The organism is Pollutimonas nitritireducens (assembly GCF_002849615.1).
GTDB classification, from domain to species: domain Bacteria; phylum Pseudomonadota; class Gammaproteobacteria; order Burkholderiales; family Burkholderiaceae_B; genus Pollutimonas; species Pollutimonas nitritireducens.
This window is the reverse complement of the sequence record NZ_PDNV01000002.1, coordinates 286,367-311,057: the sequence shown is the minus strand read 5'-3', so window position 1 is coordinate 311,057 and position 24,691 is coordinate 286,367. Positions and strand designations below refer to the sequence as shown.

The window sequence follows — 24,691 nt, the reverse complement described above, 5'->3', positions numbered from 1 at the left end:
AGAAAAATGAAGTAAAAGATTGGGTTAACTTTTCGCACAGGCTTCCCCTTATATGCTTCCTTCGTCGTCTGATCCCACTTTGCTGAATCGGGAGCTTTCCCTACTCAAGTTCAACGAACGGGTCTTAGCCATGGCTGAGAATCCCGATACACCGCTGCTTGAACGCTTGCGTTACCTCTGCATTGTGAGTTCTAACCTGGACGAATTTTTCGAGATACGCATTTCCAGCCTTAAGGAGCAGCAGCGCCAGAATCCCAACCAGATCGGCAGCGACGGTTACACCCCGGGCGAAGCGTTCGAACGCGTGCATGTCGCGACTCACGAACTGGTCGATCGGCAAAACTTCCTGCTTACGCACGACGTGCTTCCCAGGCTCAGGAAAGAAGGCATCGCGCTGCTTGATCCCGCAGATTGGAGTGAGGAACTATTAGGCTGGGCCCAAGCAGGCTTTCATCGTGAAGTCATGCCCATGCTTACACCCATCGGTCTCGATCCCGCACATCCCTTTCCGCGCGTATACAACAAGAGCCTGAACTTCATCGTCTCACTGCATGGCCAGGACGCCTTCGGGCGAAGTGCCTCAATCGCCATTGTTCAGGCGCCGCGCGCATTGCCGCGGGTCATCAAGGTGCCTGCCGAGATTTGCGGCATTCCCCACGGCTATATATTGCTGACGGCATTGATCAGTACGTTCGTGGGTGAGTTGTTCCCGGGTCTCGACGTGAAAGGCTGTTATCAGTGGCGCGTGACCCGCAACAGCGACCTGTTTGTCGACGAGGAAGAAATTACGAACCTGCGGCTGGCATTGCAGGGAGAGCTTTCTCAGCGAAATTTCGGGGCAGCGGTACGGCTCGAGATCGATCACGTCATGCCGGTGGCGCTTGCCACCTTTCTCGAAAAGGAATTCCAGCTCTCGCCGCAGGATACCTACCGGGTCAGCGGGCCGGTTAATCTATCCCGCCTGATGCAGTTGTGCAATGTGATTGAACGCCCGGAGCTTCTGTTTCCCGACTACCGTCCCAGGATGCCGCCGCCTTTCGACATGGTGGCGGACAGACCTGCGGAGCTTTTTGCCGCCATCGCCGAGAAAGACCGTCTGCTGCATCACCCTTATCAGGCGTTCCAGCCGGTGCTCAACTTCCTGACTGCCGCGGCGCTGGACCCGTCTGTGGTGGCCATCAAGCAGACGATCTACCGCACAGGCGAAGACTCCGAGCTCATGCGGTTGCTGGTGGCAGCGGCCAAGGCCGGTAAAGAGGTCACGGTGGTGGTGGAACTCATGGCGCGCTTCGATGAGCAAACCAATATAAACTGGGCAGCCAAGCTGGAGGAAGTGGGCGCACACGTCAGCTATGGCGTAGTGGGACACAAAACCCACGCCAAGATGTCGCTGGTATTGCGACGCGAGCGTGGACATATCCGGCGTTATGGTCATCTGGGCACGGGCAACTATCATCCGCGTACTGCCCGACTGTATACCGATTTTGGCCTGCTGACCGCCGATCAGCGTATGTGCGAGGACATGGATAAAGTATTTTCGTTATTGACCGGCCTGGGTGCAAGACGGCCCCTGAAGCTGCTGCTTCAGGCACCGTTCACCATGCATGAAACCATGGTTGCGCTTATCCGGGGTGAGGCGGTCAATGCCAGGGCGGGTAAAAAGGCCCGCATCATGGCTAAAATGAATTCTTTGCTCGAACCTATCGTAATCGAGGCGCTGTACAAGGCCAGCCAGGCAGGCGTGAGAATCGACCTTATCGTTCGGGGCGCCTGCGCATTGAGGGCGGGGGTGCCGGGGATGTCGGAGAATATCCGGGTGCGCTCCATCATTGGCCAGTTTCTCGAGCATTCGCGCGTTTTCTACTTTTATAATGGCGGAGCTGAAAACGTATATTTGTCGTCCGCCGACTGGATGGATCGCAATTTTTTCCGCCGTGTGGAGGTCAGTTTTCCAATACTGGACAAAATTCTCAAGCGACGTGTCATCAATGAATCGTTCACCTATGCCCTGCGCGACAACCAATTGGCTTGGCGCGCGTTGCCCAACGGCACGTATGTGAAGGTGAAAGGCCGCGGAAAACCGTTCAACCTCCATCATCACCTTATGAAGCAACTCGGTCCCTGAACAACGTACGTGACTGTCACGAACATGTCATATTTCGTACTTAATATAGCGTCTGTGCAGGGTCACCCTGTCTTAACTAGTGCAAGGTCAAGAGGATTTCTCCATGTTCAAACGCGTTTTTTTACAGGTGTCAGTCGGCGTCGCCTTTGCTGCAGCTTCCCTGACAGCGCATGCTGCCGACATTACCGGTGCAGGCGCTTCGTTCCCGTATCCCATCTATGCCAAATGGGCCGACCAATACAATAAAGAAACCGGCAACCGCATCAATTACCAGTCCATAGGCTCGGGCGGCGGACAACAACAGATCATTGCGAAGACTGTTGATTTCGGTGCGTCAGACGATCCGATGAAGGCCGACGCGCTCGAAAAGAATAACTTGTTCCAGTTTCCGGCAATTGTCGGTGGAACGGTTCCCGTCATCAATATTGCCGGCATCAAGCCCGGCGAACTGAAGTTCTCGGGCCCTGTGCTTGCGGATATCTTTCTTGGCAAAATCACCAAGTGGGATGATCCGGCCATCAAGGCGATGAACCCTGATGTGAAGCTGCCTAGCGCTTCCATCATCGTGGTACACCGCTCCGACGGCTCCGGTACGACGTTCGGCTGGACCAATTATCTGTCCAAGGTTTCTCCTGCCTGGAAAGAGCAAGTCGGCGAAGGCAAGGCAGTAAAGTGGCCCACCGGTCAGGGCGGAAAGGGCAATGAAGGCGTCGCGGCCTATGTTCGCCAGCTGAAGAACTCGATCGGTTATGTCGAGTATGCCTATGCCAAGCAGAACAATCTGTCCTGGACCCAGCTCAAGAACAAGGACGGAAAATTCGTTCAGCCCACGCAGTCGGCATTTGCCGCAGCGGCCGCCAATGCCGACTGGAAAAGCGCACCCGGAATGGGCGTAGTACTTACCGAAGAGCCCGGCGCCGAATCATGGCCTGTAACGTCGGCCAGTTTCATCCTGGTACATAAAAAGCAGGATAAGCCGGAAAATGGCAAGGCCACGCTTGCTTTCTTTGACTGGGCCTTCAAGAAGGGCGGCAAAATGGCCGAGGAACTGGACTATGTTCCTATGCCTGCCAACGTGACCAGCCAGATCGCCGAAGCATGGAAAACCGAAATCAAGGCTGCTGACGGCAGTGCCATCTGGAAGTAACAGGTAAAATCGGTTTTCGATCTTCTCGCAAGTCATACCAGGACGGTGCTGTGCAGATGGCACCGTCCTTATTATGTGGTTTTATACTCATGGTCTTTCCACGAAACGCTAAAAAGCCGACATGAAAAATAATCGAAGCGCGGTCATGGACGTTCTGTTCAAGAACCTGACGCGCACCTTTGCGTTTCTGGTATTCATACTGCTGGCGGCCATCATGGTATCGCTGCTCTATGGAAGTCGTGAATCAATAGCAGCGCATGGCATTGCCTTCTTGTGGACCAATAACTGGGATCCCGTGCAGAACGTCTATGGGGCAATGGTACCCATTGTGGGCACTCTGCTTACATCATTCATTGCGCTGGTCATCGCGGTACCTGTGTCTTTCGGTATTGCCATGTTCCTGACCGAGCTCTCCCCGGTCTGGCTGCGCCGGCCGCTTGGCACTGCCATCGAAATGCTCGCGGCCATTCCATCCATTATCTACGGGATGTGGGGACTGTTCGTGTTCGTGCCCATATTCCAGCAGTACATACAGCCGCATGTCATTGACTTGTTCGCCGGCATTCCGGTACTGGGCGATGTCTTTGCCGGCCCGCCTTTCGGCATAGGCGTGTTCACGGCTGGCCTCATTCTCTCCATCATGGTGATTCCGTTCATTACGGCCGTGATGCGCGATGTATTCGAACTGGTTCCGCCTCTGCTCAAGGAATCGGCCTATGGCCTGGGAAGCACAACCTGGGAGGTGGTCTGGAGGGTCGTGCTGCCGTATACCAAAACCGGCGTAATAGGCGGCATCATGCTGGGCCTGGGGCGTGCCTTGGGCGAAACCATGGCGGTTACTTTCGTCATCGGCAACGCTTTCAACTTGCCTTCCTCGATATTTTCGCCCTCGAATTCCATAGCGTCGGCGCTGGCCAACGAGTTCAACGAGGCGGGCGGCATGCAGAAGGCCGCGCTCCTGGAACTAGGACTGATCCTGTTCCTGATCACCACCGTCGTGCTGGCTTTCTCGAAACTCCTGCTTCTTCGCCTGTCCAAGGGCGAAGGGACCTCGCACTAACCGAGCCATAAGCCATGTTTACTTCTGATTCCGTCGTCAACCTGTCCAACCCGGTCTTCAAAAAGCGACAGCGTTTCAACCGGATAATGCTGGGGCTGTCTTCCGTTGCCGTCATATTTGGCTTATTCTGGCTTTGCTGGATCATCCTTACCTTGTTCATCAAAGGCGGCTCGGCCTTATCGTTAACGCTGTTCACCGAGGCCACGCCCCCACCGGGCGCCGACGGTGGCCTGCTCAACGCCATTCTGGGCAGCATCATGATGGCCGCGGTGGGTACGCTTATTGGTACGCCGATCGGCGTGCTGGCGGGCACGTACCTGGCCGAGTACGGTCAGCGCGGCTGGCTGGCCCCCGCCACCCGCTTTCTCAACGACGTGTTATTGTCGGCGCCTTCCATCGTCATTGGCTTGTTCATTTATGCAATCTACGTGGCGCAGGTCGGACATTATTCGGGCTGGGCGGGCGCACTGGCGCTTTCCATACTGGTCATCCCGGTCGTTGTGCGTTCCACCGACAATATGTTGCTACTCGTTCCCAACAGCCTGCGCGAGGCGGCCGCGGCGCTGGGATGCCCCCAGTGGCGCATCGTGATGAACATTTCATATCGGGCCGCACGCTCCGGCATCATCACTGGCATCTTGCTTGCAATTGCACGTATTTCAGGCGAAACCGCGCCTTTATTGTTTACCGCGCTGAATAACCAGTTCATGTCCATGAATATGAATGCGCCTATCGCCAACCTTCCTGTGGTTATCTTCCAGTATGCAGCCAGCCCCTACGAAGACTGGAATCGACTGGCGTGGGCGGGCGCTGTCCTGATCACATTGCTGGTGTTGGGCATCAACATTGCCGCGCGCAGCCTGTTCCGTAAATGACAATATGGCTGGAAGCCCTGCTTCCACCGGGAAATCCTTATGCCACACACTACGCTCACACCCGAACGCACGAAGCTGGAAGTCAAGAACCTGAACTTTTATTATGGAAAGTACCAGGCGATCAAAGACGTGAACCTGTCCATCAAAGAGCACAAGGTCACTGCTTTTATCGGTCCTTCGGGTTGCGGAAAGTCTACGCTGCTGCGCACGTTCAACCGCATGTTCGAGCTTTATCCGGGTCAACGTGCCGAGGGCGAAATCATTCTCGACGGCGAAAATCTCTTGGCATCCAAAACCGATATCTCCTTGCTCAGGGCCAAGATCGGCATGGTCTTCCAAAAGCCCACACCTTTTCCCATGAGCATCTACGATAATATCGCCTTTGGTGTGCGTCTGTTCGAACGGCTCAGCAAGGGCGAAATGGATGAGCGCGTCGAATGGGCGCTGTCCAAGGCGGCTTTGTGGACCGAAGTCAAGGACAAGCTGAACCAAAGCGGCAACAGCCTCTCTGGCGGCCAGCAACAACGCTTGTGTATTGCACGGGGCGTAGCCATCAAGCCGGAAATCCTTTTGTTGGACGAACCATGTTCGGCCCTTGATCCCATTTCCACGGCCAAAATTGAAGAACTCATTGCCGAACTGAAGTCCGATTACACCGTGGTCATCGTGACTCACAACATGCAGCAGGCCGCCCGCTGTTCGGACTACACAGCCTATATGTACCTGGGCGAACTGATGGAATTCGGCGAGACCGACCAGATCTTCGTCAAGCCGGGCCGCAAGGAAACAGAGGACTACATAACGGGCCGTTTCGGATAAGACACCAAATGTAGTATTTGCGGCTTGACGCCTCCCGGTCTGCATTGCATGCTGTAAGGGGCGTCCCTCTTTGGGTCGGCCATTCGGGGGGACGCCGTCCGCCAGGCGATCCTCGGCCGTAGGTAAGGGGCCGCCTGCAGATATCCAGGAGTGTCAATATGGATCCGATCCCTAGCAGGCGCTATCTGGTCCTGTTGTGCCAGGACCGGAAGCAGGAAGCCTTCAGAGCCCTGAAAGAGCTGACAGGCGGCCAGGTGACCAGCATCGCCACCCTTGCACCGGACGGCGAGCTGCCTCGCGCTCAATTGACCGATCAATGTGCCGTTGTGTTCGACCGGATAGGCGTGGCCCTGCTACGTTGCGGCGAGGAAAAGCGACGCTTGTTGGCCATGGCGGCCCAGGAAAGCAATCCGGCAATTCTAGCGATAGAACTGGAAAGGCAGGTCAGGGCCATGGCAAGGCCCAAGGACATTGGCATTCCGGTCACGCCTTCCAACGATCCGGAGTCATTGGCCGCTTACTTGAAAGGGTATCGGGATGCGGTCAATGAAATCGTGGACCGAGCGCTTGAGCGGCAGGGGCCGGCAGCGATCGTGCATCCGCCTTCCACGCCACCGGACGAGGCATCCATGTCCTGGGGAGTGCATGTGACACGTTCCGCCGTTTCGACGTATAACGGCAGGGGCGTGAAGCTTGCTGTCCTGGATACCGGGCTGGACCTGACACACCCCGATTTCGCGGCGCGACAGATTGTGTCGCGCTCTTTCGTCGACGGCGAGTCGGTCCAGGATGGGAACGGGCACGGCACTCATTGCGCAGGCATCGCAGGTGGCCCCGCACGTCCCTCCGCCGGACCCCGTTACGGTGTGGCGGGCGAGGTCGAGCTATATATCGGTAAAGTCCTTGGTGACCAGGGTGGTGGTGCAGACGGTAGCGTGCTTGAAGGAATCAATTGGGCGATAGAGCATGGCTGTCACATCATATCCATGTCGCTGGGCAGTTCGCTGGAGTCCGGCCAGAACTATTCCAAGGTATTTGAAGAAGTGGCGCGGCGCGCACTGGCCGCGGGTACTGTCATCATTGCCGCCGCAGGCAACGAAAGCCGGCGGCCCGAGCTGATAGCGCCAGTGTCTCATCCGGCAAATTGCCCATCGATTTTTGCGGTAGGAGCCGTTGATCAGGCGTTGCAGACTGCCTCGTTTTCATGCGCAGGGCTAGTCCCCGACGGCGGCCAGGTCGACATCGCGGGTCCAGGAGTCCAGGTTCTATCGTCATGGCCTGTACCGCAGCGGCACAACACCCTGAGCGGTACCAGCATGGCAACACCTTTCGTGGCCGGAATCGCCGCGCTCCACGCCCAGTCGGATCCGGCATTGCGCAGTCGAGCCTTGCTCAATATTCTCGTGCAGACAGCAAGGCGCCTGACCCAGCCTTCCCGCGATGTCGGCGCAGGACTTGTCCAGGCACCCTGACATGAGGCGTTCCAATCCATGACCCGAATCCTGGTAACTGTGCTTGTGGACGACGATTACCTTGGGCGGTTTTCGGAGGTCGTCGACCGCTGCATAGACGTCGGCATGGCTGTGCAGCGCCAGATGACCTCAATTGGCGTCATTTATGGCACGGTGGACGAAACGCGCATCGGCAGTCTCGGCCATATACTGGGCGTGCGCCATGTCGAGGCATCGCGCGAGGTCGGGCCGCTGGGCGGGCACCCCGGCAATTGAGCAGGCTGTGCGCAATCAGCTTATCAATCCCAGTTCCACGAAACTTGGAATGCTAGCTTCGGCCGCCCGCTGACCTTCGTCAATAGCCACTTTTGCGCGATGAAAGTCCAGCAGTCCCAGGTGCGCCAGTCGGGGTGAAATGACGATATCGGCCGGCTCGCCTGCCATGCGGCTGCGCGTGATGCGTACCTGCATGATATTGATGCTGGCGGCGACTACGTCCAGCATGGATGGGAGGCGCAGCTCGGGTGGGACGGATTCAGGCAGGAATGAACTCAGGTTCATCTGCAGTTTGCGCATCCATTCGGACCCGACGGTGCCTGTGGTTTGTGGGACGGGTGCGGCGGCACGGCTGGTATGGCGGCTCAGGATATCGGAGTTCAAGTCAATGGCAATGACGAAGTCGGCTCCCATGGCACGCGCCAGCGAAACCGGTACCGGGTTGACCAGTCCTCCATCGACGAGCAATTGCCCATCATGCCATACGGGGGAAAATAGGCCGGGCAAGGCCAGGGAAGCACGCACGGCGTCAACGGTGGATCCATTGCGCAACCATACTTCATTGCCGGTATGCAGCGCCGTGGCGACGGCGCCGAACGGCATTCCGAGCGTTTCAATGGGCTGGTCAATGAAGTTGCGGCGAAAGAAATCCATCAGGCGCTCGCCTTTGAGCATGCCGCCGTTCAGGCGGAAATCCATGAAAGCGACCACATCCTTGATACCCAAACCTATTACCCATTGCTCGAACCGGTCGAGTTCGCCGACGGCATGGGCTGCGCCCACAAGCGCCCCAATCGACGTGCCGCAAACGATATCGGGCCGAATGCCTGCCTTCGCCAGAGCATGAATGACACCAATATGAGCCCAGCCACGGGCCGATCCGCTACCCAGCGCCAAGCCTATACGGGGCTGGCGCACGTGTTTATGCATGGTTGCTCCCATAAGGACGCCAGGCAGGAAGGAAGGGCGGGTTCAGTTCCAGCTTCCGCCCCTGCCGCCTACACTGAAACGCCCGGCGCCCAGCAAGGCAATGGCGATGCTGCCGAACAGGAAGAGGCCCTGGAGTTCCAGCCGCCATCCACCGCTGCCACCCAGCTGCATCAGTTGGCCGCTGTGTGCCAGCGCGACGGCGACGACCATGTTAAGCGCGATCAGCAAGGCGCCCAGTCGCGTGTACAGGCCCAGTATCAGCATCAGTGGTGCGAGCACTTCGCCAATATAGACGGCCCAGGCAAAAAAGGCCGGTAGGCCGCGCGCAACCATCATGCCTTCGATAGGGCCTACGCCGTTGATCATTTTGGCAATGCCATGCAGTACTATGAATATGCCGATGGCCAGGCGCAGAATAAGCTTGGCCAGGTCTTCCTGAGTAGCGGTGGACATGTTCGGATCCCGTGGTAATGATAAGTGCGGTAGCGCGTCGCGTCATTATAGAAGTAGAACAGACGATGCGAAGCAGCGACTTATCTGGCAGTGAATTGGGCGGACGTATCCGGCCATGAGCTGCAGCATCAGACAGGAGCATAACTTGCGTATTAACTTCAGCGGTGTTGCCCCCGTGACATTCTTCGGTTCAGCACTTATTGCGCTGGGACTCATAGGCTTCGCCATGTTTGAGCCCAAAGGCTCGGCGGCACTGTTCAATGGTGCCAACAAATGGATCATTCGCGAGATCGGCTGGTTCTACATGCTGTCGGTGGGCATCTTCGTCATATTTCTGCTCGGTCTAACCATGAGTAGTCTCGGCAAGGTCAAACTGGGGCCTGACGACTCGGTACCTGACTACAAGTTCGGCACCTGGGTGGCCATGTTGTTCAGCGCCGGGATGGGGATAGGGATAGTGTTCTATGGTGTGGCGGAACCTATCATGCATTTTGCCCACCCCCCGGATGCGCCGCCGCGCACCGCTCAAGCGGCAGCCGACGCGATGGAAATCACCTTCTTCCACTGGGGCATCCACGCCTGGGCAATTTATGCAGTACTTGGACTGGCTCTGGCCTATTTTGGCTATCGGCGCGGACAGCCGTTGGCCCTGCGGTCTGCTTTTCATCCCATCATTGGTGATCGTATTCACGGGCCAATAGGCGACTTCATCGATATCTTCGGCGTTGTCGGCACACTTGCCGGACTGGCCACTTCGCTGGGGTTGGGCGTAGCGCAACTGAATGCCAGCATGAACTATCTCTTTGGCCTGCCCCAAAGCCTGACCGTTCAATTGCTGCTCATCGGCATTGTCACGCTGCTTGCCACATTCACGGTCGCCACCGGACTGGACAACGGCATAAGGAGACTTAGCGAATCGATACTGATCGTCTCGGCCTTTCTGATGATCCTGATCGTGGCGCTTGGCCCCACAACCTATTTGTTGCGCGTTTTCGTCGAGAACATCGGCCTTTATATTCATGCGTTTGTCGCGCGAACTTTCCATACTTATGCGTACGAACCCACTGCCTGGGTGGGTGACTGGACGCTGTTTTATTGGGGCTGGTGGATTTCCTGGTCGCCGTTTGTCGGCATGTTCATCGCGCGGATCTCGCGCGGCCGCACAATACGCCAGTTCCTGCTGGGTGTGCTGTTCGCGCCCGCCGGTTTCAGCTTTGTCTGGTTCACGATTTTCGGCAATCTGGCCATATGGCTGGATCTCAACGTAGCGAACGGACAGATATCCGAAACGGTTGCGGCGAATCTTCCCCTGGCCCTGTTCACGGTATTCGATTATTTGCCATGGTCCAACTTCCTCGCCTGGGTCACCGGCCTGCTGGTCGCGGTCTATTTTGTCACCGCATCCGATGCGGGAGCCCTCGTCATCGCCATGATTACCTCCAAAGGAGAAGAAGAACCACCACTATGGTTGCGGATATTCTGGGCTTTGACTTGCGGCGGTGTTGCGGCCGGACTACTGGTGGCGGGAGGACTGGAGGCGGTGCAATCAGTCGCCGTCATTGCGGCGCTGCCGTTATGCGTGGTGATGCTGTTGATGTGCTACGGCATACTCAAGGGCTTGCGCGATGAGGTGTCCATCCAGGCGAGCCGCAATTTGCCGATTGCGCCGCTGGTCAGCGGCCAAGGTGGATTGTCCTTGCGCCAGCGTCTGGCCAGTATCGTGAGCCATCCCACCAGAAAACAGGCCAGCGGATTCATTGACCAGACTGTTGCCGAAGCATTCGAGACCGTTGCTTCGGAGCTGAGGAAGCGCCAGATCGACGCCGACTCGGTGCGCCTCGACGACGGCATGCAACTGGTGATCCGCCATGCCGACGAGGTCCAGGACTTCACCTATGCGGTCCGCATGGTCGGCCAGCCCATTCCTGCATTTGCGCTGACCGATGCCGCGCGCAGGGATGGCGAAAAACGTCGCTTTTATCGTACCGAGGTATTTTTGAACAAGGGTGGGCGGGGCTACGATATCTATGGATATCATGCCGATCAGGTGGTGGCCGATATCATCAATCACTACGACCGTTTCCGCCACTATCTTTATTCGCTCGACCCCGGTACTACGATGTAATTGCCGGTTTCTGGTCCCGATAGGTCAGGACCAGCCCCGGAAACTGCGAGAAAGGGATTTTCAAGTCATCTTCGCTTTTGACCAGGGCATCGCCGATGTCATCGACAAGCACGGTGCCGGGATGGGTGTCCATCAGAATTTGCAGCATCTGTTCGGACGTGCCGTGGCAGTTCATGGGAACAAGCGTTTTTCCTGCCGCCAATATCGCCAGCATGCTCACGATATATTCCATTGAATTCGCAGCGCATAACCCCACGCGTGATCCGGGTACCGGGTCTTTGGACTGCAGTGCGACCGCCAGCGCGTTCACCGCGGTGACGAGTTCTGAATAGCTGACCTGAGTGCTTGCGTCTTCGATGGCGATGTCGTCGCCATGTTGTAGTGCCAGTTTTTCCAGAATTTCAAGTGTAAGCTGCATGCTGACGGCCTTTGAAAAGATAATATGCGCCGAGTATAGCTTCTGGTAACTGTTTCGCGTGGCTTCGGTTCATTTGCTGCCACGCCGAGGCAGACGCTTCGATTCAGCGGTGAGCCTGATATCTTGCCGCGTCGTTCGTCGACGACGAGGTCAGGCCGACGAAATTCATTATGGCTTTTTCGTAGGACGAACCGCTGCGGCTTACGCCCGAGTGCGAGGCGCCTGGTATCTTGACCAGTTGCTGGATGGTGTCAGTACGGTTTCTGGCTGCGCCAAATAAAAGGTCGCTCATGGTGTGCGGTACGATCTGGTCGTTCGTGCCGTGTAGGAACAGAATCGGGCTGCGCACCTGGTTTATTGACCCGACGGAGTCGAACGGCTGCGTGACCAGGCGATGGAGTCCCGGTATGGCCGAATACCCGGTGGTGGGGATCATGTCTTGGATGTTGGTGAAAGTGGACTCCAGGATGAGTCCCGCAAATGCGGGGTGTGTCGTGTGGGCTGCCATGGAGACGGCGATGGCGCCGCCAAGGCTATGCCCATATACGTAGCGGCGCGACGGATCGGGCTGGCGCTGCTCGAGTTCGTGCAGTGCGGCAATCGCATCTTCCGTTGCGCTGGCCTGAGAGGGCAGCAATGGGCTCGACTCGCCAAAGCCGCGATAGTCGATTGCAAGCACGGAAAATCCCATTTCCAGCCATCGTTCAATGCGGAACACACTGCCATTGAGGTTCCAACGCGAGCCATGAAGGTAAAGGACGGTGGGTGCCTTGGGATCAGCGTGTGCAAGGTACCAGGCACGGACCGTGCCATTTCCGGCCAGATTGATGTCGAAAATTTCCGTTCTGGAGGGAGGTTCGCGCCACCAGCGGCCTTCGCCCAGCTCGATTGAAAATATTGTTGCGCGCTGCCATCGATCGAGCGCCTCATAGCCAACGGCGGCAAGGAGCAGGCTGCAGATCGTGGCAAGCAGGAAGAAACGTAATCGGGTGGGCATGGTCTCGGGCAGGAAGAAGGTGCGAGATAATAAGAGCAGTGTCATGAACCTTAAGTTCCCTGCGCGCGGCGCAGGTGTTTTTCATACAGGATAGAGCACTATGGCGGTCGAATTGTTCAACAATGGATGCGTGCACGCATGAGCGGCATAACAGTGACAGAAGAGAACGGCGTAAGGTTTCTGCGCTTCGGCACTCAATGGGTGCAGGGATCGATGAAAATTGCGGATCCGTATGCGATCGATCTGGAGTATGTCCAGCAAATGATGATGTGGACGTTGTTTAATGCGACACCTCAGCACATCGTGCAACTGGGCTTGGGCGCCGGCGCCTTGACCAAATTCTGCCACCGCCATTTCGCGACGGCGAAAGTGACCGCCATCGAGCTTGATGCTGCGGTGATCGCTGCCTGCCGGTCCCAGTTCTTTTTACTGTCCGACGATGAACGGCTCAGGGTGTTGCAGATGGATGCCATGGCGTTTGTCCAGGACGTTCAAAATCATGGAACAGTCGATGTCTTGCAGGTGGATTTGTACGACGCCCAGGCGCGAGGCCCGGTGTACGAGTCGCCAGCCTTTTATCAGGCGTGCGCGGACTGTCTTGCGCCTCATGGCATCCTGACGGTCAACCTGTTTTGTGACGCTCCCGATCACGGCAAAAACCTGGAGGCCATGGAAGCCGGTTTCGGGGCCATCGCCTGGTTGCCCGAAGTGCACGACGGCAATGTCGTTGCCATTGGCTTCAAGACTGCACCGTCGATCGACTTCACCGACTTGTACCAGCGGGCCGCGATGATTCGGGCCACATTAGGCTTGCCGGCCGAGTCATGGGTGGATGGCCTGCAGAGCTGGATGCAGGGAACCTAGAAAAAAGCGGTCACTTTTTCACATCGAGCCTGGGTGGCTGATCGTTCCACGGCATGAGGGGAACCGATGAAATGGCGTTGAACGGCGAACCCTCGATAACCTTCTCGCTGACCACCAGGTATACCAGCGAGTTGTTCTCCTGGTCCACCAGCCGAGACACATTCAATCCCTTGAACAGGAAGCTCATGCGTTGGGTGAAGACATTTTCTTCTGCCTGGCGCACGGGCTTCTTGCCCTGGATGGGACCGACCTGACGGCATGCAATGGAAAACCGTGAAGGATCTTCTGCAAAGCCCAAGGCGCCGGATATGCCGCCCGTCTGTGCGTAGGAAACATGACAGACCACGCCGTCGACGCCGGGATCCTTGAATGACTGTACGCAGACCTTGTCGTTGTTGAGCACACGCCAAGTGGTGCTGACGCAACCTACTTCCGCAGCATGGGCGGTATTACCCAGGATGCTGGCGGCAGCCAGAACGATGAAGGCAAATAGGTGTTTCATGGCGGCACGCAAGGCAAAAAAGCGAATTTTAGCCCGAGAGCTTGTTCTGTGTGACCGTGGTTAAATGCATATTGCACGTTTTGACCTGGGAATACGGTAAATGAGCACCATTGGCATCCTTGCGGCCCTGCAGGAAGAGATTGCGACATTGCTGACGGCAATGGGGCCTGATGTTGTCATGCGCCATATCGGCCAGCGCATATATTACGAGGGGCGGCTGTCGGGGCGCCGCTGTGTGCTTGTACTCGCTCGTGTCGGCAAGGTCGCCGCCGCGGCGACTGCCGTGACGCTCATACGCGAATTCCGCGTAACCGTGGTTGTCTTTACCGGTCTGGCGGGGGCCGTGGCGGAACACGTGCGCGTTGGGGATGTCGTGGTAGCCCGGACGCTGCTGCAGCACGACCTCGATGCCAGGCCCTTGTTTTCCCGCTACGAAGTTCCCTTGCTGGGCCGCAGCTATTTCGACGCCGACGCGCAGATGGTCGCCTTGCTGAGCGAATGTGCAAACGACTACCTCGGTTCGGACCTCGCCGGGGAAGTGCTTTCCGCCACGCGAGGCGCGTTCGGCATCGACGATCCGAAAGTGTATTGCGGCACCATCATCAGCGGCGATTGCTTTGTCTGCGATACGTCCGCGGTTGCCGTGCTGCGTAGCGCCTTGCCTGATGCCCTATGCGTCGAAATGGAAGGGGCGGCGGTGGCACAGATATGCTATGAATATGGGGTGCCCTGCGGCGTATTGAGGACGATATCCGACCGGGCCGACGATACGGCCGGCATCGATTTCACTACATTCCTGACCCAGGTGGCCCGCTTTTATTCTGCAGGAATCCTCACGCGTTTCCTTATGCATTGCTCCAGTCAAGGTCGATAAGTCGCCTCGCTTATTCAGAAGGACTACGATCCATGAACTCCGTACCCCTGTTTCCCCTCAGCACCACGCTGTTTCCGGCAGGTCTGCTGACATTGCGTATCTTCGAAGTGCGTTACCTCGATATGATCAGGAAGTGCATTGCCGATAAGACAGAGTTCGGCGTCGTCACGTTGATCAGCGGCAGCGAAGTCCGCCAGCCGCAAGGCGGCGAAGAATTGGCAACGGTCGGGACCATGGCGCGCATCGACGAATGGACCGCCCCGATGCCTGCGCTATTGCATTTGCGGTGCACAGGTACGTCGCGTTTCCATCTGCTGTCCAGCGCAAAAGCCAAATACGGTTTATGGATGGGAACCATCCTGCCTGTCGCCGACGATCCGCTAGTGCCAATACCGGCGTCACTCCAGCGTAGTGCCGATGCCCTGGGTAAAATCATTGCACAGCTTCAAAAAGACGGAGTGCCGGTCTCCGAGATGCCCATAGCGCCACCGTTTCGTCTCGATGAAAGTGCCTGGGTAGCCGACCGATGGTGCGAATTATTGCCACTGGGTACCGAAGAGAAGCTACGATTACTTGCTTTGCAGGACCCCGTCTGGCGGCTGGAGTGTGTACACAAGTACATGACGGACCGTGGACTGATGTCCTGATTGCGCCTTATCGAGATAACCATTAGTGGAACCTATGTACGAAACCCTGGATATTCACGTCGATGCCCCGGTCGCAACGGTCTGGATGAACCGTCCGGCCGTGCATAATGCGTTCAATGCCACCTTTATTCGAGAGCTCACCGCCGCCTGCAATGTCCTGGATGCCGACACGTCGCTGCGCGTTATTGTGCTGGCCGGCCGCGGCAAGAGCTTTTCAGCGGGAGGCGACCTGAATTGGATGCGGGAAACCGCCGATGCGGATTCCCTTTCAAACCACGATGATGCGCGCCGGCTGGCTACCATGTTGCGCACGCTGTCAGAGATCTCCAAACCGACCATCGCGCGGGTGCATGGCGCGGCGCTGGGTGGTGGCATGGGCCTGGTGTCGGCCTGCGATATCTGCATTGCGTCGTCGACGGCCAGTTTTGCGACATCCGAGGTTCGCCTCGGCCTGATTCCTGCGGCAATCAGTCCGTATGTCATACGCGCGATCGGACAGCGCCAGGCCTACCGTTATTTCCAGACGGCAGAACGCCTGTCTGCCGAGCGTGCTGCGCAATTGGGATTGGTGCACGAGGTCGTGGCGCCCGAGCATCTCGATAGCAAGGTGCAAGAGATCGTGGATGCCCTGTTGCTGGGTGGACCCTCAGCGCAAAGTGCCGCCAAAGACCTGATTCGTAATGTGGCCGAGCAACGCGTCGACGATACCGTGCTGGAAGATACAGCGCGACGGATTGCCGTGCTGCGTTCCCAGCCAGAGGCAAAAGAGGGAATGACCGCTTTTTTGGACAGGCGAGAACCGGAATGGGTTGCCCGAATTGCCAAGGCGCCTTCGGTCTCTATGTCAGCCGGTTCCAGCAACGAGGTGACGGATTCATGATCCTCTTATATCACTGCGTCAGCGCCCGATCGTTCCGTCCCTTGTGGACGCTGGAAGAGTGTGGCATTCCCTATGAACTCAAAATGCTTCCCTTTCCGCCCCGGTATGCTGCCCGCGAATACTTGCAGATCAATTCCCTTGGCACGGTTCCCGCGCTTTTTGATGACCAGGTCCGAATGACGGAATCGGCGGCAATGTGCCAATATATCGCGGCCCTATACGGTCCAGCTTCGATGGATGTGAAGCCGGACGAAGCATGCTTCGGTGCTTACCTGAACTGGCTGCATTTTGGCGAGGCTACGCTCACATTTCCGCAGACGATAGTCCTTCGATACGGACGTTTCGAGACGCCGGAACGCCGCAATCCTCAAGTTGAGGCGGACTACAGGCGTTGGTTTCTGGCGCGTCTGCGGGCCGTGGACGCCGTGTTGTCCGAGCACGAATTTCTGTGTGCAGACCGGTTCACTGCCGCAGACATCTCGGTGGGTTATGCCCTGATGCTTGCCGAGTTCCTTGACATGGAACCGGAATTTCCGGCAACCGTTCGCGAGTATTGGAGAAGACTGAAGAATCGCGATGGTTATCGGATGGCCCTGGACTCCCAGTACAGGGCTGCTGTCGAGCAAAAAGTTTCGGTCGTCCCCGCACCCTTGACCACTCCATAGCGCGGGGCCACGTTTCATTCAATCACGATACCAATTCAGCGCGGAGAAGGGCCATGTTACCAACAGCACCAGCAGACTACGATGACCTATGCAAACGTTTCAAGTGGTCTATTCCGCCGCGCTACAACATTGGTGCCGATGTGTGCACCAAGTGGGCCGAGCAGGATCCCGGCCGCCTCGCGCTGATTCAGGTTGGACATGACGGGAAGGCCAGCAACTACACCTTCGGCCAGATACATGAAACCTCCAATCGCTTCGCCAACCTGCTGCGCAGTGTGGGCGTGGCGCCTGGCGACAGAGTTGGCGTGCTCCTGCCCCAGGCGCCCGAAACCGCCATGGCGCATATCGGCATCTATAAATCCGGATGCATCGCCATTCCGCTGTTTTCGCTGTTTGGTGCCGAAGCCCTGCAATTTAGACTTGCCGACAGTGGAGCGAAAGTGGTCGTCACCAACAGCGAAGGCGCGGCGAAGCTGTTCGAGATTCGTGATCGCCTGCCGGATTTGCAGGCGGTGTTCACTACAGAAGGCGCATTGTCCGGCACTATGGACCTGCACCGCGAGTTGGCCGGCCATAGTAACGACTTCACCGCCATCGATACGGCCGCCGACGATCCCGCGGTCATTATCTATACATCGGGGACAACCGGCCAGCCCAAGGGTGCGCTGCATGCTCACCGGGTACTGCTGGGTCATTTGCCGGGCGTGGAGATATCCCATAATTTGTTCCCGCAGGAGGGCGACCGGATGTGGACGCCTGCCGATTGGGCATGGATCGGCGGGCTTTTCGATGTGTTGCTTCCCGCCTGGCACCACGGTATTGCTGTAGTCGCGCATCGCTTTCAGAAATTCACGCCGGAAGCGGCTTTCCAGCTGCTGCAGGATTTCGAGATACGCAATACATTTCTGCCTCCCACTGCCCTGAAGATGATGCGTTCCGTGGCCAATCCCGAACGGCGCTGGTCCTATCGCCTTAGGTCAGTGGCCAGCGGAGGCGAGACGCTGGGGTCAGAGCTGCTGGATTGGGGTCGACGTAGTTTTGGGCTGACCATCAACGAGTTCTATGGTCAGACGGAGTGCAATATGACGGTTTCGTCATGCACCGATCTCATGCCCATTCGTGCCGGCTCGATAGGGCGCCCAGTGCCCGGACACCGCGTTGCCATCGTCGACGATCAAGGTGCGATGGTCAACGCCGGTGCAACCGGCAATATTGCCGTATTGCGGCCGGATCCGGTCATGTTCCTGCAATACTGGAATAACCTGGAGGCAACCGAGCAGAAATTCATCGGTGATTGGCTGCTTACTGGCGATCTGGGCGCGATGGATGGCGACGGCTATATACGCTTCGTGGGACGCAATGATGATGTCATCACCTCGGCCGGCTATCGTATCGGACCGGGCGAGATCGAAGACAGCATTCTGCAGCATCCCGCCGTGAAAATGGCCGCCGTGGTCGGAGCACCGGACTCCCAGCGGACCGAGATCGTCGTCGCGGTGGTGGTCTTGCACGAAAACCAGCAGCCCGGCGACGCCCTGAAGCGGGAAATCCAGGAGCACGTGAAAGTTCGACTGGCAGCGCACGAGTATCCACGCGAGATTTTTTTCGTGGATGAATTGCCGATGACGACGACAGGCAAGGTGATCAGGCGGGAATTGCGCGACACCGTGGCGCAATGGCGCGCATCGCAAGGGAAGGCATAAGCCGTTGGCAAATGACCCGGGCGCGTGCGATTGCGCGCGATTCCCATCAGATCGCCGGTATTCGGATCACAGCAAAAGAAAAGCGGCTTAGCAAGAAAACTTGCTAAGCCGCTTTAGTATTGGTCGGGGCGAAAGGATTCGAACCTTCGACCCTCTGGTCCCAAACCAGATGCGCTACCAGGCTGCGCTACGCCCCGAATTTTTGTTCACTGCTTACAACAGCCAGCTACTATAACATACAAAATGGATCATGATGCGATGATTGGGCCAACCTCGTCATTGTTTTCATCGAGGCCGCGTTTTTCCACACTCAGCTTGGCGATACGGCGACCCTCCAGTTCGAGTATGCGGAACACGAAGGCGGCATTGTGATGCTTCAAGGTGAGCTCTTCGCCCACCTCTGGCAGGCGTTCGAACTGGCGCAGCAGGTAGCCGGCCACCGTGCTGTATTCGTCCGACTCTTCGATCAAGCCTTCGAGGTCGAGTGTTTGCTGGAAGTGGTGCATGTCGGCCGCACCGTCGACGATCCACCGGTTCTCGCCGGCGGTGATGATGTCAGGCGTTTCGTCTTCGTCCGGGAAATCGCCCGCTATGGCTTCGAAAACATCAATGGGCGTGACCAGGCCCTCGACGGTGCCGAATTCATTGATGACAATGACCAGTTGTCCGCGGGCTGCCTTGAGCGTATCGATCAGGTCGAGTATGCGGACGGTTTCATGAACGATGATGGGGGGGCGGAAGACTTTCTCATTCAACGTGCCATGTGTGATCAGGTCGGCAATCATGTCTTTGGCACGGCCTATGCCTACAATTTCGTCCAACGATCCGCGGCACACGGGGAAAAAACCGTGCGGCGTATTGTTAATTTCCTGACGTATGGCCTCGGGCTCGTCTTCCAGGTTGATCCATGTAATATCCGTGCGGGGCGTCATGATGGAATGCACGTTGCGATCAGCCAGCCTGAGCACTCCGCTGACCATATTGCGTTCTTCGACGGCAAAGGGTGTGTTGGAAGGATCCGAAGGCGGGTGATCGCCGGTATTGTCGGAATAGACGGGACGCTTGCCCAACATGCGCAGGATGCCTTCAGCGGTGCGTTCGCGCATGGGACGGGGTGTGTCCAGATTGATCAGATTGCGCCGGGCAACTTGATTGAGTGTTTCGATGGCCACTGAAAACCCGATGGCGGCATAGAGGTAGCCTTTGGGCACTTTGAAGCCGAAACCTTCGGCGACGAGCGCGAAACCTATCATCAGCAGGAATCCCAGGCACAGGACGACCACGGTGGGATGCGCATTGACGAAGCGCGTCAATGGCTTGGACGCGACCAGCATGATGCCGATTGCGATAATTACGGCGGCCATCATGATTTCCAGCCTGTCCACCATGCCCACCGCGGTAATGACGGCATCCAGCGAAAAGACCGCGTCCAGCACCACAATTTGCGTCACTATGATCCAGAAACCGGGGTACATGCGCGATCCGGACATACTGGCCGCCTTGCCTTCGATCCTTTCGTGCATTTCCATGGTGCCCTTGAACACCAGAAAGAAGCCGCCCGCAATCAGAATAAGATCGCGTCCCGAAAAAGCGGAAGAGCCTACGAAGAATAGCGGCTCGGTAAGCTTGAACAGCCATGAGATGCCGGATAGCAGGCCCAGACGCATGACAAGGGCGAGCGACAAGCCAATGACGCGTGCGCGGTCTCGCTGCGCGGGCGGAAGCTTGTCCGCCAATATGGCAATGAAAATCAGGTTGTCGATGCCCAGTACGATTTCAAGGACGACAAGTGTTAACAGGCCGACCCACGCGGCGGGGTCAAGCAACAGCTCCATTAGGGGGCTTCCAATGAAAAAATGACAATTATAGGTGGCATTTGGACAGGCTTGGCAGTAATTGCCAGAAGCTGAGTGAAATTCACTCTAGGGTCAGATGCCCGATGAGCTTGTAATTTCATGCGTTTCGATCGAAGATGATGCGCCGGCCTTTGCCGGCAAGGCGCCGCTGATCACTTGCGGGCGGCGTGTCATTAAGCAAGTAAATCCATGGCGAGGCAAATCATGAGCAAAAAACTGTTAATGCTGGTCGGCGATTACGCTGAAGACTACGAAACGATGGTGCCGTTCCAGACACTGCTTACCGTGGGCCACACAGTGCATGCGGTTTGCCCGGATAAAAAGGCGGGCGATACGGTCGCGACCGCCATCCACGATTTCGAAGGCGCGCAAACCTATAGCGAGAAGCCGGGCCACCGTTTTGCGTTGAACCACGATTTTGATGATGTCGACGTCAATGATTACGATGGGCTCGTTATTCCGGGCGGCCGCGCCCCCGAATATCTGCGCATGAATGACAGAGTACTCGAGATCGTCCGGCAGTTCGATTCCGCCCGTAAGCCCATAGCCGCCGTGTGCCATGGCGCGCAAATATTGGCGGCGGCAGGCGTACTGAAAGGCCGTACGTGTTCAGCTTATCCGGCGTGCGCCGCCGAGGTCCGGCTGGCTGGTGGCACTTTCGCGGAAATAGGAATAGACCAAGCACATACCGACGGAAATCTGGTCACCGCTCCCGCATGGCCTGCGCATCCCGCCTGGATGGCGCAGTTTCTGGCGGTGCTTGGAACGCGCATTACGCACGAATAGCCAATCTTATTTTTTTGCCTGCAAGTGTGGAAGCGTATAGGCCTGATTCTGATATACCCAGCTGGGCCATACCGCGTGCGCGAGCGCTTCCCGTGCAAGCTCGGCGTCTGCGCGTACCGGAATATAGCTGGAGGGCGCCTGATATGTGTACTGGCTGGGGTCGCGATGTGGCTCCAGCACCATCAATGTGTCGCCTTTCAAATAGCCGTAGTTTTCGCCGTATTGCATCATGGCGCGCCCCCCGCCTTTTTTTGTCAGGTCGTGTCCTATCATGGGATGTTCGCACTCCACCCCCATAATCGACAGCAGCGTGGTTGGCAGGTCTATCTGGCTGATCAACCTGTTGTCGCTGCGCGGCGCCACGTCGGCACCGAGAATCAACGCGGGAATATGAAAATGGCGCAAGGGAACAAGACTGGCGCCGCCGACGCGCGAGTCATGGTCGGCTACGATCAGGAACACCGTGTTGTCCCAGTAGTCGGATTGCCGGGCCCGGTCAAAAAACTGGCCGATCGCCCAGTCCGCGTAGCGTACTGTATTCTCGACAGTGGCCGGGTTACCGTCGGGATCTATCCGGCCGCTCGGGTATTCCCAGGGTGAATGATTACTGACCGAAAACGCGAGCGTGAAAGTGGGTTGATCGGGTGTGGCTTGCAGGACCTGGTCCAGCTTGTTGAACATGTCTTCATCGCTGGCGCCCCATGTGCCGACGAAGGCAGGGTTCTTGAATGTCGGAAGATCATGAAGGTCATCGAAGCCGTTGCCCAGGAAGAAGCTCTTCATGTTGTCGAAATGAGCCTCGCCGCCATAGATGAAGCTGGATCGATAGCCTTGTTGCTTCAAAACCTGCGCCAGGGTGAAAAAGTGGCTTTGCGCACCGGAAAGACGCAGGACGGCATCAGAGACGGTGGGCGGAAAGCTGGCAACCACGGCTTCGAGCCCACGTACTGAGCGGGTGCCCGTGGCGTAGGCACGCGTAAAATTCCATCCGGTACGTGACAGCGCGTCCAGGCATGGCGTAAGCTGGGCACCGCCAAGATTGCCCACGTACTGCGCGCCCAGGCTTTCCTGGACGATCATCACGACATTGAGCGGGCGCGAGCGCTTGGAACTGGGGTGTTGCGCATGCAGTGTCGGGATGTCGACACTGCATTGGTCAATGCCTGCGCCTTGCCTGACCAAGGCATTCATTTCGTCGGGTTCTATCTTGCCATAGACGTCTTCCGCCGAACGTTCATTTTTCATGCTGTACAAGGCATAGCTGACCGAATACAGGGAATTGAGCGGTAACGCATTGAGCATACTGTCGCTGCAATAGGCGACGGTAGACGGATTGATGGGTCGATGGCCCAGCGTGCCGCGTATGGCCAGGAATGTTGCGACGGCGGCGGCCAGGGACACCAAGGGACGTGCCCACCACACCATTTTGATATCGGGCGGAACAGCGATGAACAGGGTATAGGCAATCCACGCCGATAGCGCGAGCACAGCGACGCCGCCGAATATGACCGTCTTGTAGCCTTTCCAGAGCATGCCAAACACTTCGTTTGGATGCTTCAGGTATTCCACATAAAGACGGTTCGGACGGGTATCATATTCATGGATGAATTGCGGGGTCGAGACCTCTAGCAGTACCAATAACAGCCACGCGAACATGAACCACCATCCCGTGATCGCGACCGCCAGCGGGATGTGCCCGATCCAGGGGGAGAGCACCGCGGGGATTCCCGCAATAATGGCTATCTGGTTTGCATCGATGCGCAAGCCGCCGATCAGTATGGGCAGAATGCCACCGGCCTGTTTCACCCGCTGCCATTGCCACGCTGCGAGCATGCCACGGCTCAACATCAGCAGGCCCAAGCTGGATATGATAAAAGTCAGGGTCAAATCGCGCATTGCTAGTATTTAAAGATCAGTTAACCGCGTAGTGTAATGGTTGCGACCATAGACCTGCATATTGCGTACAATTTATTGCGATTACTCCCTGATCCGTCCAGCACAGGAACTCACATGACCATTCCCCGCCCTTATGCAAAATTGTTTGGCGCTGCCGCCCTGGCCCTGGCGGTCACTTCGGCGTGGGCGCAAGATGTCATCAGAATTGGCGAGCTCAACAGCTACAAGACCCAGCCTGCCTTTCTAGGGCCCTACAAAAAGGGCATGGAACTGGCCCTGGAACAGATCAACGCCGCCGGCGGAGTGAATGGCAAGAAACTTGAATTGATCATCCGCGATGACAACTCCAATCCGGGCGACGCGGTCCGCGCGGCGCAAGAGCTGCTGACTCGCGACAAGGTCGATGTTCTCACCGGGACGTTCCTCTCGCACATCGGTCTGGCGGTCACCGATTTCGCCAAGCACAAGAAAGTCTTCTTTCTTGCCAGCGAGCCGCTGACCGACAAAATAGTCTGGGCTGACGGAAACCGCTACACCTACCGACTGCGCAACTCCACCTATATGCAGGTGGCGATGTTGATACCCGCGGCAGTGAAGATGAACAAGAAGCGCTGGGCTATTGTTTATCCCAATTACGAATACGGACAGTCGGCAGTCGCCACCTTCAAGACGCTGCTCAAGCAGGCACAGCCGGATGTCGAATTCGTGGCAGAGCAGGCGGCGCCGCTGGGCAAGATCGATGCGGGCAGCGTCGTGCAAGCGCTGGCCGATGCCAAGCCGCAAGCCATGTTCAACGTATTGTTCGCTACAGACCTCTCGAAATTCGTCCGTGCGGGGACGCAGCGTAATTTCTTCGAGGGATTGCCGGTGGTCAGCATGCTTACCGGCGAGCCTGAATATCTCGATGCGCTTGGCAGCGAGACGCCCGTGGGCTGGGTGGTGACTGGCTATCCGTGGTATGCCATCGACACACCCGAACATGATGCATTCCTGAAAGCCTACCAGCAGCGCCACAACGACTACCCCCGATTAGGCAGCGTGGTCGGCTACAACGCAATCCTGTCCTTGGCGGCGGGCATCAAGAAAGCCGGCAGCGCCGATACAGAAGCCCTGGTCCAGGCATTCAAAGGCCTTGAAGTCGATACTCCCTTCGGACGCGTCCAGTACCGTGCCAACGACCACCAGTCCACGATGGGCGCTTATGTTGGCACGTTGGCCATCAAGGATGGCAAGGGCGTCATGACGGACTTCACCTATGTGGACGGCGCGAGCGTACAACCCACCGACGAACAGGTCAGGCAATGGCGGCCCGTGTCGGCCGATTAATCCTGTCACAGGGCGC

Annotated in this window: 23 protein-coding genes and 1 tRNA gene; 16 read left to right on the top strand and 8 right to left on the bottom strand. The window is 57.2% G+C overall.

Translation table 11 applies throughout. The annotated features are described in order from the left end of the window. The first annotated feature begins 52 nt into the window (after positions 1–52). The 7 genes from ppk1 to CR155_RS03845 all read left to right on the top strand — a co-directional run bounded on the left by ppk1 (position 53) and on the right by CR155_RS03845 (position 7,753). Positions 53–2,125 (top strand): polyphosphate kinase 1, encoded by a 2,073-nt coding sequence (gene ppk1 / locus CR155_RS03875; protein ID WP_102068673.1) that lies wholly within the window; start codon positions 53–55, stop codon positions 2,123–2,125. A 103-nt stretch (positions 2,126–2,228) separates the two neighbouring features. Next, positions 2,229–3,272, top strand: a complete 1,044-nt coding sequence (gene pstS, locus CR155_RS03870) for a phosphate ABC transporter substrate-binding protein PstS (RefSeq protein ID WP_102068672.1) — start codon at positions 2,229–2,231, stop codon at positions 3,270–3,272. Between the two features lie 121 nt (positions 3,273–3,393). Beyond that, positions 3,394–4,332 carry a phosphate ABC transporter permease subunit PstC gene (pstC, locus tag CR155_RS03865; RefSeq protein WP_102068671.1) on the top strand — a complete coding sequence of 313 codons (939 nt, stop codon included), beginning with the start codon at positions 3,394–3,396 and terminating at the stop codon, positions 4,330–4,332. A 14-nt stretch (positions 4,333–4,346) separates the two neighbouring features. Next, positions 4,347–5,207, top strand: a complete 861-nt coding sequence (gene pstA / locus CR155_RS03860) for a phosphate ABC transporter permease PstA (RefSeq protein ID WP_102068670.1) — start codon at positions 4,347–4,349, stop codon at positions 5,205–5,207. Between the two features lie 39 nt (positions 5,208–5,246). After that, positions 5,247–6,026 carry a phosphate ABC transporter ATP-binding protein PstB gene (pstB, locus tag CR155_RS03855; RefSeq protein WP_102068669.1) on the top strand — a complete coding sequence of 260 codons (780 nt, stop codon included), beginning with the start codon at positions 5,247–5,249 and terminating at the stop codon, positions 6,024–6,026. A 158-nt stretch (positions 6,027–6,184) separates the two neighbouring features. After that, positions 6,185–7,498 (top strand): S8 family peptidase, encoded by a 1,314-nt coding sequence (locus CR155_RS03850; RefSeq protein ID WP_102068668.1) that lies wholly within the window; start codon positions 6,185–6,187, stop codon positions 7,496–7,498. An 18-nt stretch (positions 7,499–7,516) separates the two neighbouring features. Then, complete coding sequence (locus CR155_RS03845) at positions 7,517–7,753, top strand: hypothetical protein (protein WP_102068667.1); 237 nt, start codon at positions 7,517–7,519, stop codon at positions 7,751–7,753. A 15-nt stretch (positions 7,754–7,768) separates the two neighbouring features. Here CR155_RS03845 and rssA read toward each other — a convergent pair whose 3' ends face one another. Both rssA and CR155_RS03835 read right to left on the bottom strand, forming a co-directional pair. Further along, positions 7,769–8,683, bottom strand: coding sequence for a patatin-like phospholipase RssA (gene rssA / locus CR155_RS03840; protein WP_102068800.1), 915 nt, complete (start codon positions 8,681–8,683; stop codon positions 7,769–7,771). A 42-nt stretch (positions 8,684–8,725) separates the two neighbouring features. After that, positions 8,726–9,136, bottom strand: a complete 411-nt coding sequence (locus CR155_RS03835; RefSeq protein ID WP_102068666.1) for a DoxX family protein — start codon at positions 9,134–9,136, stop codon at positions 8,726–8,728. Between the two features lie 145 nt (positions 9,137–9,281). Between CR155_RS03835 and CR155_RS03830 the strand changes: the two genes are divergently transcribed. Next, positions 9,282–11,261, top strand: coding sequence for a BCCT family transporter (locus tag CR155_RS03830; RefSeq protein WP_199171665.1), 1,980 nt, complete (start codon positions 9,282–9,284; stop codon positions 11,259–11,261). Here CR155_RS03830 and CR155_RS03825 read toward each other — a convergent pair. Both CR155_RS03825 and CR155_RS03820 read right to left on the bottom strand, forming a co-directional pair. Continuing rightward, complete coding sequence (locus tag CR155_RS03825) at positions 11,251–11,679, bottom strand: AMP-binding protein (RefSeq protein WP_102068664.1); 429 nt, start codon at positions 11,677–11,679, stop codon at positions 11,251–11,253. The genes CR155_RS03830 and CR155_RS03825 overlap by 11 nt on opposite strands. A gap of 103 nt (positions 11,680–11,782) precedes the next feature. Further along, a complete protein-coding gene (locus CR155_RS03820) occupies positions 11,783–12,721 on the bottom strand; it encodes an alpha/beta hydrolase (protein ID WP_233213883.1) in 939 nt (312 codons plus the stop codon). Positions 12,722–12,814: 93 nt separating this feature from the next. Between CR155_RS03820 and CR155_RS03815 the strand changes: the two genes are divergently transcribed. Further along, positions 12,815–13,540 carry a spermine/spermidine synthase domain-containing protein gene (locus CR155_RS03815; protein ID WP_233213881.1) on the top strand — a complete coding sequence of 242 codons (726 nt, stop codon included), beginning with the start codon at positions 12,815–12,817 and terminating at the stop codon, positions 13,538–13,540. A 10-nt stretch (positions 13,541–13,550) separates the two neighbouring features. On the opposite strand, the gene CR155_RS03810 is transcribed toward CR155_RS03815, so the two are convergent. Next, a complete protein-coding gene (locus tag CR155_RS03810; RefSeq protein ID WP_102068662.1) occupies positions 13,551–14,042 on the bottom strand; it encodes a CreA family protein in 492 nt (163 codons plus the stop codon). A 100-nt stretch (positions 14,043–14,142) separates the two neighbouring features. Between CR155_RS03810 and CR155_RS03805 the strand changes: the two genes are divergently transcribed. The 5 genes from CR155_RS03805 to CR155_RS03785 are packed head-to-tail and all read left to right on the top strand — an operon-like array spanning position 14,143 to position 18,811. Next, complete coding sequence (locus CR155_RS03805) at positions 14,143–14,916, top strand: 5'-methylthioadenosine/adenosylhomocysteine nucleosidase (protein WP_102068661.1); 774 nt, start codon at positions 14,143–14,145, stop codon at positions 14,914–14,916. A 32-nt stretch (positions 14,917–14,948) separates the two neighbouring features. Beyond that, on the top strand, positions 14,949–15,563 hold the full coding sequence (locus CR155_RS03800) for an LON peptidase substrate-binding domain-containing protein (RefSeq protein ID WP_102068660.1): 615 nt from the start codon (positions 14,949–14,951) through the stop codon (positions 15,561–15,563). Between the two features lie 34 nt (positions 15,564–15,597). Next, positions 15,598–16,443: an enoyl-CoA hydratase/isomerase family protein gene (locus CR155_RS03795; protein WP_102068659.1), complete on the top strand. Its 846-nt coding sequence runs from the start codon at positions 15,598–15,600 to the stop codon at positions 16,441–16,443. Next, positions 16,440–17,108: a glutathione S-transferase family protein gene (locus CR155_RS03790; protein WP_102068658.1), complete on the top strand. Its 669-nt coding sequence runs from the start codon at positions 16,440–16,442 to the stop codon at positions 17,106–17,108. Before CR155_RS03795 ends, CR155_RS03790 begins: the two co-directional genes overlap by 4 nt. Positions 17,109–17,161: 53 nt before the next feature. Then, positions 17,162–18,811, top strand: a complete 1,650-nt coding sequence (locus CR155_RS03785) for an acyl-CoA synthetase (protein WP_102068657.1) — start codon at positions 17,162–17,164, stop codon at positions 18,809–18,811. A gap of 120 nt (positions 18,812–18,931) precedes the next feature. Here CR155_RS03785 and CR155_RS03780 read toward each other — a convergent pair. Together CR155_RS03780 and CR155_RS03775 are read right to left on the bottom strand one after the other, a co-directional pair. Beyond that, positions 18,932–19,008: transfer RNA gene (locus CR155_RS03780), tRNA-Pro, on the bottom strand. A 51-nt stretch (positions 19,009–19,059) separates the two neighbouring features. Beyond that, on the bottom strand, positions 19,060–20,646 hold the full coding sequence (locus tag CR155_RS03775) for a TerC family protein (RefSeq protein ID WP_102068656.1): 1,587 nt from the start codon (positions 20,644–20,646) through the stop codon (positions 19,060–19,062). A 225-nt stretch (positions 20,647–20,871) separates the two neighbouring features. On the opposite strand from CR155_RS03775, the gene CR155_RS03770 reads away from it, so the two are divergent. Continuing rightward, entirely contained in the window at positions 20,872–21,453 is a 582-nt protein-coding gene (locus CR155_RS03770; RefSeq protein WP_102068655.1) for a DJ-1/PfpI family protein, read from the top strand. Between the two features lie 6 nt (positions 21,454–21,459). Here the strand turns inward: CR155_RS03770 and CR155_RS03765 are convergent, their stop codons facing one another. Then, positions 21,460–23,349: an LTA synthase family protein gene (locus CR155_RS03765; protein ID WP_102068654.1), complete on the bottom strand. Its 1,890-nt coding sequence runs from the start codon at positions 23,347–23,349 to the stop codon at positions 21,460–21,462. Between the two features lie 114 nt (positions 23,350–23,463). Here CR155_RS03765 and CR155_RS03760 point away from each other — a divergent pair, with 114 nt between their 5' ends. Beyond that, a complete protein-coding gene (locus tag CR155_RS03760; protein ID WP_102068653.1) occupies positions 23,464–24,675 on the top strand; it encodes an ABC transporter substrate-binding protein in 1,212 nt (403 codons plus the stop codon). Positions 24,676–24,691 lie beyond the last annotated feature (16 nt).